Origin of the sequence: Bacteroides sp. 43_46 (assembly GCF_001915455.1) — a bacterium.
Lineage (GTDB): Bacteria > Bacteroidota > Bacteroidia > Bacteroidales > Bacteroidaceae > Bacteroides > Bacteroides caccae.
The window spans coordinates 65,336-78,764 of record NZ_MNQN01000127.1 but is presented as its reverse complement, the minus strand read 5'-3'; the positions used below and the strand labels follow the sequence as shown (position 1 = coordinate 78,764).

Below are 13,429 nucleotides of genomic sequence, written 5' to 3'. Positions count from 1 at the left end.
CTAAAAAGAGGCTGTCTCAAAATAGAATTGCTAAAGCAAAAATCTTATAGATTGAAACTTAAAAGTAAAAAATCTCCTGGTTTTAGCCATATCATTAAGATAGATGAAAGCTAAAACAGGAGATTTTTATATCGTAACTTATAGATTATAAGTAAGTCTATCCAATTTTTCTATTTTGAGACAGCCTCTTTTTGTATACTCTCTTAAAATAATATTTCGGTTTTACATAGGAGATTCCCTGTGTACTTATCTTTAGAATGCATATCCAAATCCTATATTCAAATAAATAGGATACATAGCAAACGAAATTGTAGTAAAGTCTTTCTTGAAAATATCGTTTAGTCCCCATGTTAGGTCAGCGTACACATTTAGGTGTTTATAGGCTTTCCACTCTCCGCCTAGCTGTAATCCCCATTGAAATTTGCGTAGACTGCTAGAGAAATCATAAGTTGCTATATTATCACCCTCGAAATTAACGCGGCTACCAGTAGCATCCGGGGAGCGGAGATGGCCCTCGTAAACATGTCCAGAGAAATCACCATCCATCATATATGATAGATAAGGCCCCGCAACCAATTTCCAGCGATCACTGATTTTGTAGTTGGCTAATATGGGTATTGTCAAAAGAGACATTTTGACTTTAGTCTTGACTCCTCCTGTCCAAAGTCCTTCTACTTTTCCGCCTATGTCGTTGAATATTTCCATACCATAGTTTTTCACTAGAGCCTCGGTAGTCATGTTTTTGTTAGCAAGACGTACTCCTAAACTAACTCCCCATTTCTTTTGGACATCTATCCATTTTGTTACATTACCTTCCAGAGTAATAGCAAGTCCGGGAGAATAGCTTTCGATGCTTCTGATTTCTTCGGGAAGGGGAAGAGGAGATGTCCCACCGATATTTACACCTGCTTTGAATTGATAGTCTAGTCCATGAAGAGAAGACCATAGTAGTCCTTTGTGTTCGGACGATTGTGCATTGATTTGGCTGATACTGCAAAAAAGGATAACAATACTAGCCAATATATATTTATTCATATATAAATTACTTTTTAAGTTATTATTCGTTGTCTTCTTTACACTGAATAGTTACCTCGTCTATCCACAAAGTACTTCCTACTGAACCTTTAAATTCTGCTCCATTTATGCTGGAAGAGAATACAACAGCGAGTTTGTATTTACCTTCCTTGAGAGCTGATTCATCTATTGCTTTTTTATATTCAAAAGGTAATTCAAACTGTTTCCACTCACTCGTCTTTTCTATTGACGGAATTCTTGCAAGAGCTATAATCTTATTGGAATTTAGGGAATTATATCCATCAAGGAAATCTTCCACATCGTCAGCTTCGTATAAGACGGCATATATATCACCTTTATCCTTTCCTTCCATTGAAGGATCTATTATAGGCTTTCGGTTTTCATCAGTGCCCGAAATATAAACAGTGCCAGGTTGAAATTTATAATATCCTTTTAATGTTTTTGGATGTTTGAAAAATGGGAATCCGAATTTTGTAGCAGCTTTGGCATCTCTTAATGCATCTTTTACTATGAATGTACCGATGAAAAGGTTACCTGCTGCAATTGGCATCTTAACTTTTTCGCCAAAATCTCCTGTACTCTTTGTCTCTAGTCGAATACCTTTACCTATATAACCTTCAGTTTGTAAAGTTGGGTAATCAAAGGGGGACTTTGCCATACCGGTAAGTTTGAAGCCCGGATTTCCACTCGCCCATTGGAGCGTTTCTCCTTGTTGCTGATTAAATTCATAAAGTTCATGGTAATCGGAACTTCCATCTACTAAGTTTTCGAAATGGAAATTTGTAGGAAGTTCAGATTTGATTACAGTAATGGTATAGACAGCTTCAGTTGTTTCACTTTCAGATGTAACTCTGAACTTACGTTGATACTGTTCCAATGTTTGTTCTGGAGTAATGGGGATCTGTGAAGTAGAAAAGTCATATTTGGGAGGAGCATCATTTGCTATTGCATTAACAGGTTCTATACTAGCTCCGTCTGGTAATGTGAATTTAATTTCTAATGCAGATAAGTCTGTAGACTTAGATACATAAATAGAAGCTGTTTTACTACTAGGGTTAATAGTGGATAATTGGATGTTAGTACCGCTGCATCCGTCTATAGCTGCTTCGACATTCAAAGCTTCATCTTGGATGCAGGAAATCATTGTCAGACATAAGACTATTCCGGCTGATACATTTCTTAGTTTCATCTGTTTATTCAGAATTAATGGATTATTCGTATGCAAAGGTAGATAAAAGAGTTGAATATCAATTGACATTGAATGTTAAAAGAAAAAATGGGGTTGTGAGAATGATATGGCAACTCCCGTTCTGTATGCTGGATTTGTTTTATAACATGTATGTCGCTGTTTGATGAACAATTCGAAATTTTTCATGGAGTCTCTGTATTATATCGGGAAAATCCTGTCATTTCCCATATAACCGTTCAGTTCGTAACCTTTTACGGAACCATACTTTGAGACTGTATAAAAAAACTCCCGCTTTTCCCTTAGGAAAGCGGGAGTTTTTAATAAACTATAGCTTACTTATATCTTATGGGCTGATTATACGATACCTTGTGCCATCATTGCTTTTGCAACCTTCATAAATCCGGCTACGTTAGCACCTTTCACATAGTTTACATATCCGTCGGCTTCAGTACCATACTGAACGCAAGCTTCGTGGATATTCTTCATAATGCTTTTCAGTTTCTCGTCAACTTCTTCTGCACTCCAACTCAGTTTGATAGAGTTCTGAGTCATTTCAAGACCTGATACAGATACACCACCAGCATTAGCCGCTTTACCCGGAGCATAAAGAATCTTAGCATCCTGAAATACTTTGATTGCTTCCGGAGTAGAAGGCATGTTAGCACCTTCGGAAACTGCAATTACACCGTTGGCAACCAATGTCTTGGCATCGTCGCCGTTAAGTTCGTTCTGAGTGGCAGAAGGCAGGGCGATATCTGCTTTTTCGCCCCAAGGACGAGCTCCTTCTACATATTTGCAACCATATTTCTCTGCATATTCGCGGATACGACCACGGTAGAGGTTTTTCAGTTCCATGATATAATCCAGCTTTTCGCGGTCGATACCATCCGGATCATAGATGTAACCGTCAGAGTCGGACATGGTCAGCACTTTGCCACCCAGTTCAAGAACTTTTTCTGCTGTGTATTGAGCAACGTTACCGGAACCGGAAATTAGGCAAGTCTTGCCTTTCAAGTCAGTACCCTTAGTTTTCAGCATTTCCATTAAGAAATAGATGTTACCGTAACCGGTAGCTTCCGGGCGAATCAATGAACCACCAAATTCGCGTCCTTTACCGGTAAATGTTCCGGTGAATTCATGAGTCAGTTTCTTGTACATACCAAACATGAAACCTACTTCACGACCACCAACACCGATGTCACCGGCAGGAACGTCAGTCTCAGGACCCACGTGACGCCATAATTCAAGCATGAAAGCCTGTACGAAACGCATTACTTCCATATTTGACTTACCGCGCGGAGAGAAGTCGGAACCACCTTTACCGCCACCCATAGGCAGGGTAGTCAGTGAGTTTTTGAATGTTTGTTCAAAGGCAAGGAACTTCAAGATAGAAAGGTTTACAGATGCATGGAAACGGATACCGCCTTTGTACGGGCCAATCGCGTTGTTATGCTGAACACGGTAACCCATGTTCGTCTGAATGTTACCTTTGTCGTCCATCCAAGTCACGCGGAACTGATATACTCTATCAGGAATACACAGACGTTCGATCAAGTTTACTTTATCAAACTCCGGGTGTTTGTTGTATTCTTCTTCAATCGTAGAAAGTACTTCTTCTACTGCTTGATGATACTCCGGTTCATTGGGAAATCTTCTTTTATACCTTTGCTGCATTCATAATCTTTTTTTCTTTTATTGGTTGTTTAAAATTCGATTATCTATTTCTCTTATGCGGTTGCAAAAGTAAAGATAAAAATTGAACTAACAAACATTTTATAAAGAAAAATGCTATAAAACATCAAATTTGATATTTTATCGCATTAAAAGCAGAAAAAAAGATATTTATTTATTCTTTTTGATCGACTTATAGACAGGAATAAAGACTAATGCTGCCGAAATGACAAGCATTACTACTGTCATTCCGTCAATTCGTTCGGCTTTTGTAAGAACCAAATAGCAAAGAGCCAGCCAAAGTAGACTGATACAAACTATTTGTGATTTTGATAACGGCCTTCTCATTTGCTTTCCTTTTTCTTCTTGTCTACGATAGCATCAATCACGGCTACGGCGGTGATATTGACGATGTCGCGAACAGAGCTTTCGAAGTCGGTGAAATGGATAGGCTTGTTCAATCCCATTTGGATAGGCCCGATAAATTCTGTGTCAGGGTCCATTGCTTGCAGCAATTTGTATCCGGCATTTGCAGAACTCAAGTTCGGGAAAATCAGTGTGTTCACATCTTTACCTTTCAGACGGGTGAACGGATACTTGGCATCGCGCAACTCACGGTTCATGGCAAAGTTGACCTGCATTTCACCGTCGATAGCCAGTTCGGGATATTCTTCCTGCATATATGACACCGCTTCGTGCACTTTGACAGGGCTACCTGCGGTGTCGGCGCCGAAGTTGGAGTATGACAACATCGAAATGACCGGTGTATGATTGAAGAAGCGGACTGTTTTGTCAGACAGTTTGGCGATATCAATCAATGTGCTTGTATCCGGGTGGCGGTTAATCAATGTATCTGCCAGGAAGTAAGTGCCTTTCTTGGAGTTCAGGATATGCATGGTTCCGAAATGTTTGAATCCCGGTTGGATGCCGATTACTTCTTTGGCAACTTTGATCGTGTTGCTATATCTCGTATAAAGTCCCGTGATAAACGCGTCGGCATCTCCGGTTTCAACCATCATCATACCGAAATAGTTACGTTCGAACATCTTGTCGTTGGCTTCTTCGTAAGTAAAGCCTTCGCGTGAACGTTTCTCTGCCAGAATGCGTGCATAACGTTCGCGGCGTTCCGATTCGTCCGGGTGGCGGAGGTTGACGATTTCGATACCTTCGAGGCTGAGGTCGAGTTCTTCCGCCAGTTTGCCGATTGCTTCGTCGTTTCCTAATAAGATAGGATGGCAGATACCTTCGGCTTTCGCTTCAACGGCGGCTTTCAGCATATTCGGGTGAATGCCTTCGGCAAACACTACACGTTGCGGGTGGCGGCGGGCGGTGTCATACAGTTGGCGGGTCAGTTTGGATTCATATCCCATAAGTTCGCGCAAGTGTACGCAATAAGCGTCCCAATCCTTGATATCGGTACGTGCCACTCCGCTTTCCATAGCAGCTCTTGCCACGGCACAGGAAACTTCGGTGATGAGGCGTGGGTCTACCGGTTTCGGGATGAAATATTCCGGCCCGAAAGAAAGATTGTTCACGTGGTATGCTGCATTCACGACGTCGGGTACAGGCTGTTTTGCTAGATTGGCAATAGCGTGTACGGCGGCGATTTTCATTTCTTCGTTGATCGCCTTGGCATGCGTATCCAGAGCACCACGGAAGATGTACGGGAAACCGATTACATTGTTAATCTGGTTCGGATAGTCGGAACGTCCGGTTGCCATTAATACGTCAGGGCGTGCTGCCATAGCGTCTTCGTAAGAGATTTCCGGTGTCGGGTTTGCCAGTGCAAATACGATAGGCATTGGAGCCATGCTGCGCACCATGTCCTGACTCAGCACATTTCCTTTTGACAGTCCGAGGAATACATCTGCACCTTTGATTGCTTCTTCCAATGTATGGATATCCGTGCGGTCGGTTGCAAAATATCTTTTCTGTTCATTCAGATCGGTACGCGCCTTGCTGATTACGCCTTTACTGTCCAGCATGACGATGTTTTCGAGACGTGCGCCCAGTGATACATATAATTTAGTACAAGATACGGCAGAGGCACCTGCACCGTTCACGACGATTTTTACATCTTCGATTTTCTTTCCGGCCACTTGCAGGGCATTCACCAGTCCGGCACTGGAGATGATAGCCGTTCCGTGCTGGTCGTCGTGCATGACGGGAATGTCCAGTTCTTCTTTCAGGCGGCGTTCGATTTCGAAACATTCGGGAGCTTTGATGTCTTCCAGGTTGATGCCGCCGAAAGTAGGAGCGATAGCTTTCACTGCTGCAATGAATTTTTCCGGATCTTTCTCATCTACTTCAATATCGAACACGTCGATACCTGCATAAATTTTGAAAAGCAGTCCTTTACCTTCCATTACGGGTTTGCCGCTCAATGCGCCTATGTCACCCAGTCCGAGCACAGCTGTACCATTGGAGATAACGGCAACAAGATTGCCTTTAGCTGTATATTTATACGCATCTTGCGGATTCTTCTCTATTTCAAGACAAGGCTCTGCCACACCGGGAGAGTATGCAAGTGATAAGTCGGTTTGTGTACTGTAAGGTTTGGTAGGAACTACCTCGATCTTACCGGGTTTGCCCTGTGAGTGATAGAGCAAAGCGGCTTCTTTGGTTATTTTAGCCATGGTATCTGTATTTTTATTAATAAGTTATCATTTGGCTGCAAATGTAGGAATAAAAGTTTGAATCTGTCGTCTTTTGGAGATAATTTCTATTAATTTTATAGCAAAATGACTAAAATAATGAGTCGATATGTAGTTTGACTGTAATTGTGTCCTGTTTCCGGTCAATAAGTCTGTTCGCTCGTTATTTTATTCGCAATTCACATATTTTGAGGCGGATACACCAAATTGACTCTTGAAGTGTTTCCTAAAAGTTTCATAATCATTATATCCTACCATTTCGGTAATCTCTAAGATTGAATATTTGCGCATTGCCAATAAGGAAGCTGCTTTGTTCATGCGCATTTTTCGTATTAATTCTGTAACAGTTAGGTGAAAATGTTCTTTTACCTTTCTATATAATGTAGGTTGACTCATACAAAGTGTATCGGCCAATATTTTTACATTGAAGTTCTCATTTGCTATGTTATCTTCTATCACGTTGGTCACTTTCTGCATGAAGATATATTGGTTAGACTGTTTGAATTCATTGTTGGTGTTAGATTGTTGAGGGACGGGTGCTTCCAGATAATCAGAAAGAGGATAGTCTTTTTCTTCTGATGGATTGTTTAAATTACTGTCTTCATTGTCTTTACCATAATTTGTCCCTTGTTCTTGTACATGTGACAATTGGTCTGCTTGTTGATGTTGTAGTTTATAGATGGCGATGCCATGTTCTAACTCAGCAATTAGTTGGTCACGTTGGTGTTTCCTTTTAATTGTAAATATTGAGTAATAAATACCTCCAATGATTACTAACAATACAAAGAACCGAAACATCCAGGTTTGTGTCCAATGTGGTTGTATGTTGATTTTTAAGGAGGTTATATCTTCCTCTTTGACTGCTTTTTGGTTTTTTATCTGAAATGTATAGTTTCCCGGTAATAGGTTAGCATAAGAAATTTTCTCTTTACTATTACATTCTATCCATTCATTTTGATAAGGTATCAACCTGTATACGTATTTTTGCGCAGTGGGATAAGGACTGTTGCTGAATGATAATGCAAAATCTCTGTTTTTGTGTGACAAAGAGATGTAATCTGTGTACTCGGCTGTTTTCGTCAATACCATTTGTCCATTGACGGGTTTTCCCGGAATCAGAGGTTTGTTATTAACCTCAATACCTGTAATGATTATTGGGTTTTTAGTATTTGCTTTAAAAGTGTTTATTGCCTGTTGGGGTGAGAAGAAAAGTAGGTGCTTGTTACCTCCCCAGCAAAGCATATCTCCCCAAAGAGCCACAGAACGGCTGCTTCCGGAAGCATAATAATTATAAAACTGATTTATGGATTTGTCATAGCAACTGAACCCTGAATTAGTTCCAATCCATATATAGCCTTGTTTATCTTCCAATAGACAATTTATCCAATTACTTCCCAAACCATCCATGGTGGTAAACACTTGTTTTACAGTTGTCTCTCCGTGTGCTACAATCCCTAATCCATTTTGATAGCCTACATATACGGTTCCGTCTTTTGCTGCTAATACAGTCTGAGCTGTATATGTATGTTTGTTTGTCGGAAAATGTTGTATATGTTGTTTGTTGTTGGCATAATTTAGTTTTAATAGCCCTAAACTGGTAGCTATCCACAAATTGCCTTCATTGTCTTCAGCTATATCAAATACACAGTTTACAGTCTGTTTTAATTTTACTTCCTTTTTCTTTTTTTTGTCACAGTCGTATAGAAATAGGCCATTTTCTGTTCCAATCCAAAAGTTTTTCTTGGAATCTGTAAACAGTACATTGATAGGGGTGTCAGTTACATTATACTTTTGTACTTCTTTTTTTTGTGGAGAATAAAAAACGAGCATTCCATTTTTGTAACCGAACCATATATTCCCATCTTTATCCTTCATGCTGCATAGTACTGTTTTTCTATCTGTTTGCGATAACTCACGTAAACCGAAATCTTTTAGGTCATATAATGGTGGAGTGTAAAAAATACCTTGTTCATAAGTTGACAAATAAATCCTCTTTTCATCATCAATAATGATGCTTTCTACTTCATTGTCTTCTTTGAAATTGTATTGTTTGATAAAATTCCACTTCCAGTCGGAAACTAATACGCCTCCTCCGTGTGTTCCGATCCATAAAAATCCATGGGGATCATAGTAAGAAGATATCATGCGTGCTTCGAAGTTTAATGACTGCCACGTTGGTTCGCTGGTACGTATTTCTGTAGTCCATCCACCTGGAATGTTATTATCGGCCAAAAGCATAGTATATCCATACCATGTTGTAGCAAGGATAGATGAATCTGAAATGGGAATGATGTTGTAAACATCGTTATGGGACAAATGAGTGGGAAATATATTTTGTTGATTGGCAATATGACTGAGGTTTTCCAATGAAGTATCCATAATAAAAATGCCATGTAACATTGAGGATATAAATAGTTTCCCATTGTGGCATACAACCGAAGAAGCTCCAAACTCATGTTTTGTGGTTAACAAACGTTTTTGCTTTAAAACGCGTCCTGTACTGATCTCTAATAAAAGAACGCGTGCGCTGTTAGTCACTAAGTAGATTTTCCTATGGTTATTGGTTATGCAGAATTTCATAAATCGCTCTCCTTTTGCCATTTCAAACGGGTAAACTTTTTCTAATTTTGAAAAAGGATGACCGTTTTGGTCTAGCATTATTCTGAAGCTGCTTAACGTCTGATTATCGCAAGCAAAGAGAGTGGAGTCATTGAGCAAAAGAAAATCTGTTACCTGATAATCTTTGTTTTTTACAAGAGTATGAAGTCTTCCTGTGTTTTCATCCTTACAATCCATGTATGTGATCCAATCATTGGTCTGCAAATATAATATATGTCGACTATCCTCTTCTATTTTTCTTACATTCATGCTAAAATATTGGTCTAGTGTGTAATTAGTAAAATGATTGCCGTCATATTTACTTAATCCAGTGCTTGTTCCTAGCCACATTATACCTTTAGAGTCTTTGTGAATGGATAAAACAGTGTTGTCTTTAAGCCCATCTTGAATGGTTAACTGCTTAAAATTTGTATGGTTTGTATAAAACGGAGATATCGCTTTACTGTTTAATTTTCCTAATAGTAATCCTAAAATGATTAAGAGATATAATTTCATTACTTTCATTTTCAACTTAAATTAATGATTGTTTCCTAAAAGATAAAAATAGTAACAAAAAGTATCATTTTGTGATATTTTATATAATTACCACTGTGTTTTTCGAGACTAAAGTTACGGAATTTTATTAAATGAAGGATATTTTCTGCAAAGAATTTGTGTTGTATCAGGAAAATGTGTGTTCGGTAGAGTGAAAAGAGAATTGTAATGTGCTCATTGCAGTATATTATATTTTGAAAAGATTTCATTATTGATGTCGAAATTATTAATAATGAAATAAAGAGTGTAGTTGAATTATATCGAACTCGCATTATACTCCAGTAGCTAAATTGCGAAGAAAAATATGATATTCTTTTGATGAGAATAGCTGTAGAGGCATTATTGATAGAAAAAAGGGGGGAAATTGATAAAATTACGTGGGGTGGGCAACTTGTACATTAACTAATTTTGTGCCCAAGAACTTAATTCTAATAAAGCTATATTAACAAAAAAATCATTTGCCTATGAAAAACAAATCCGGCCCTTAAGCCATACGGTTTTAACTCAAGTAATATAAAAAGTATTCATGATTTAAAATTTAAGACTAATGATGCAAAGTAATTATTATCACCATTATTGTCTATCTCAATTATTAAAAAAAGGGCTACTTGTGATATTTATATCCTTGCCTATTTTGGGAATATCAGCCACTACGACGATAGACGAAAACAATTTTAATGTGCTGGAACAACAGCAGAGTCGCAAACTGAGCGGTGTAGTAACAGACGACAACGGAGAACCTTTAATTGGAGCTACTATTTTACAAAAGAATACCTCGAACGCAACAATCTCTGATGCAAATGGTAGATTTACTGTCAATGTGTCCGGTGATTCTCCGGTGATTGAGGTATCTTATGTAGGATACTTGACTAAGACTATTAAGATTGGTAACCGCACTTCGCTAACCATTAAACTTCAAGAAGATAGTAAACTTATAGACGAAGTTGTTGTAGTGGGGTATGGAAAGAGCTCTGTGAAAAGATTAACTAGTTCTATATCTAGTGTTAAAGGCGATGATTTGGTAAATATGCCTAATACCAATATTATCAGTTCTTTGGAAGGTAGAGCAACCGGAGTCTTTATTCAATCGGCAGGAGGTGAGCCGGGGGCATTACCTAGTATTTCTATCCGTGGAGGTGGAGAACCCTTGTATGTAATTGATGGTATACCTAGTACAAAACAAGAGTTTTCGGTGCTTTCACCTAGTGATATTGAATCTTTTTCTATTTTAAAAGATGCTGCTGCAGCGGCTGTATACGGTGCACGGGCCGGTAATGGTATTGTGATGGTCACAACCAAAAAGGGTACAAACGAAAAAATGACAATTAGTTATAATGGTTCTTACTCTTTAAGTTCACCTACACAGCCTATTGAATTCCTTGACAACTATGTGGTTGCAGAGTTATCAGACAGGGCCGCGGTCTATAATAACGGAATGCCTACTTTTATGAAAGTGGATGCGAATGGTAATTTGTATTGGCCGGAAGGTGTACTGGACGCTGTGAAAAATGGTACTTTCAACGATGTGACAGGAAACACGGACTGGAATAGCTTGTTATTCCACAAATTTGCTCCTATGCAGTCGCATAACATTTCGTTGAATGGAGGAAGTAAGAACACTCATTATTTTATGTCTGCACGTTATTACACTTTAGGAGGTATTTATAAAACAGATATTTCTAAAAATGATCGTTTAAATATGAGAATGCATGTGGACCACTATTTCGATCAAATAGGATTGAGACTAAATGGAGATGTTTCTTTTAGTCAGAACAAAACACAATATCCCCCTAATGGTTTGTATACTATTTGGACACATGTGGCACGTTTAAATTCTTTGGCTAGATGTTTTAATAGTGCAGGTCATCCGACGGGTGGTCAGGAAAATCCATATGTGGAAATTGATCCGACTGCTGGATATAGAAAAAATGATACCCGCTATACCAATATGAATTTGTCGATGCAATGGGATGTTCCTAAAGTTACCGGACTGAGTTTTGGAGCACTTGTGAATTATAATCTGTATGATAGTTTTAATAAGGATTGGCGTGCTAATGAAGCAGGCGTAGGACCTGTATGGGAATGGAATGATGAACCTACTAATCTTGGAAAAGCTCGTTTGGATGAAGATATGTACCGTTCCAATGAGGTGACTTTTGAAGCACGGGCAGATTATAATAGAACATTCAAAGAAGCTCATACAATTGGGGCGACTGCTGTTTTCAACTCTTGGAAGTACAATTATAACGAATTGGGAGCATTGAGAAGACAATATGAGACTAGCGTTATTGAACAGATAAACGGAGGACCAAGTTCTACAGCGGAAAACAACGGTACTGCAAGGGAAAATGGACGTATGGGATTGGTAGGTCGTTTAAAATACGATTATAAGATGCGTTATATTGTAGAAGCTAACTTCCGTTATGACGGCTCGGACAAGTTTCCTAAAGGCCAGCGTTGGGGATTCTTCCCATCAGTTTCTGTGGGGTGGAATGTAGATAAAGAGCCTTTCATGCAACCTTTATTGAATAACAATTGGTTTAGCGCCTTGAAATTTCGTTTCTCATGGGGCAAAATAGGCTTGGATGACGTAGGTAATTTTAAATATTTGTCGGTGTATAATAAGGGAAATGATTTCTACGAAGGAGGAAAATGGAATTCTACCTTGCGTGAAGGTGATTTAGTTAGTCAGGATTTGACATGGTATAGCAGAAATACTATCAACCTTGCTGTTGATGCAGAGTTTTTCCAACAACGTTTATCTGCTAACTTTGAGTATTTCTATTATCGTACGACCAATTATTTAGCTAATCCTAAAGATGCTTATACCACACCGTTGGGGACTGCTATGCCTATGGTTAAGACAAATTCGGCTCATCGTAGAGCGGGGTATGAACTAAATTTGGCATGGAGAGATAAGATAGCACGTGACTTCAAGTATAATGTGGGACTTAATTTGTCATATTATAATGAACTCTGGGAAAGGAAATATGATGAACAAGAATCCGATTTGAAGAATCCATTACGTCGTCTCACACACCAAAAATCATATTTTGACTTATTGTATGTCTCAAACGGACTTTATCAAAATATGGAACAAATATTGGATAGTCCCCGTCCTCAGGCCTCTACCTTGTTACGACCAGGTGATATCGCTTATCAGGATATCAACGGTGATGGTGTGATAGATACTAATGACCGGATACGTCAAGGTGCTCCACGATTCCCGCATTTGACTTATGGCATCACTTTGGGAGCATCTTATAAAGGATTTACACTTGACGTATTGTTACAAGGTACAGGTGCCCGAAATATGTTGTTGGAATCATTCAACCGGAAGTTTAATACAAATCAGATTGGTTTGGCAGGTAGTGAAAAATTCTATTATCCGGGTAATACCGGAGAAATACTCTACCCTCGCTTAACTAATAATGCACAAGAAAACGGGGGGAACAATGATATGGCTTCAACTTATTGGTTGCTGGATGCTTCTTATCTTAGACTAAAGAATGTCAAATTTAGCTATGACCTGAAATACAGCTTGTTGAAAAATTTGAGCTTTATTTCTCAATTTGAGCTTTATGTAAGTGGTAACAACTTGTTGACTTTCTCTCCGGTTAAAAAGTATCACATTGACCCGGAAGACGGTAGAGATGATGAGTCTATGGGACAAGTAGGTTATCCGGTGCAGAAGATTATTCAGTTTGGAGTTAACCTAACATTTTAA

At 38.8% G+C, this 13,429-nt stretch carries 7 protein-coding genes; 1 reads left to right on the top strand and 6 read right to left on the bottom strand.

Annotated features, from left to right (window positions below; genetic code table 11):
* Positions 1-252: 252 nt before the first annotated feature.
* From BHV72_RS15690 to BHV72_RS15665, 6 genes are all read right to left on the bottom strand, one after another.
* Positions 253-1,035 carry a porin family protein gene (locus tag BHV72_RS15690; RefSeq protein ID WP_005679532.1) on the bottom strand — a complete coding sequence of 261 codons (783 nt, stop codon included), beginning with the start codon at positions 1,033-1,035 and terminating at the stop codon, positions 253-255.
* A 22-nt stretch (positions 1,036-1,057) separates the two neighbouring features.
* Positions 1,058-2,224: a PCMD domain-containing protein gene (locus tag BHV72_RS15685; RefSeq protein WP_286856605.1), complete on the bottom strand. Its 1,167-nt coding sequence runs from the start codon at positions 2,222-2,224 to the stop codon at positions 1,058-1,060.
* 354 nt (positions 2,225-2,578) lie between these two features.
* Entirely contained in the window at positions 2,579-3,898 is a 1,320-nt protein-coding gene (locus tag BHV72_RS15680; RefSeq protein WP_353744896.1) for an NADP-specific glutamate dehydrogenase, read from the bottom strand.
* Between the two features lie 168 nt (positions 3,899-4,066).
* Positions 4,067-4,243: a hypothetical protein gene (locus BHV72_RS15675; protein ID WP_005679529.1), complete on the bottom strand. Its 177-nt coding sequence runs from the start codon at positions 4,241-4,243 to the stop codon at positions 4,067-4,069.
* On the bottom strand, positions 4,240-6,531 hold the full coding sequence (locus BHV72_RS15670; RefSeq protein WP_005682800.1) for an NADP-dependent malic enzyme: 2,292 nt from the start codon (positions 6,529-6,531) through the stop codon (positions 4,240-4,242). The genes BHV72_RS15675 and BHV72_RS15670 overlap by 4 nt, the downstream gene beginning before the upstream one ends.
* Before the next feature lie 186 nt (positions 6,532-6,717).
* Positions 6,718-9,672: an AraC family transcriptional regulator gene (locus BHV72_RS15665; RefSeq protein ID WP_286856602.1), complete on the bottom strand. Its 2,955-nt coding sequence runs from the start codon at positions 9,670-9,672 to the stop codon at positions 6,718-6,720.
* A 640-nt stretch (positions 9,673-10,312) separates the two neighbouring features.
* Between BHV72_RS15665 and BHV72_RS15660 the strand changes: the two genes are divergently transcribed.
* On the top strand, positions 10,313-13,429 hold the full coding sequence (locus BHV72_RS15660; protein ID WP_254886469.1) for a SusC/RagA family TonB-linked outer membrane protein: 3,117 nt from the start codon (positions 10,313-10,315) through the stop codon (positions 13,427-13,429).

What these genes read in the sequence shown, in the direction of transcription:
- BHV72_RS15690 (WP_005679532.1), bottom strand. Translation starts at nt 1,035, where the DNA reads ATGAATAAATATATATTGGCTAGTATTGTTATCCTTTTTTGCAGTATC.
- BHV72_RS15685 (WP_286856605.1), bottom strand. Translation starts at nt 2,224, where the DNA reads ATGAAACTAAGAAATGTATCAGCCGGAATAGTCTTATGTCTGACAATG.
- BHV72_RS15680 (WP_353744896.1), bottom strand. Translation starts at nt 3,898, where the DNA reads ATGCAGCAAAGGTATAAAAGAAGATTTCCCAATGAACCGGAGTATCAT.
- BHV72_RS15675 (WP_005679529.1), bottom strand. Translation starts at nt 4,243, where the DNA reads ATGAGAAGGCCGTTATCAAAATCACAAATAGTTTGTATCAGTCTACTT.
- BHV72_RS15670 (WP_005682800.1), bottom strand. Translation starts at nt 6,531, where the DNA reads ATGGCTAAAATAACCAAAGAAGCCGCTTTGCTCTATCACTCACAGGGC.
- BHV72_RS15665 (WP_286856602.1), bottom strand. Translation starts at nt 9,672, where the DNA reads ATGAAAGTAATGAAATTATATCTCTTAATCATTTTAGGATTACTATTA.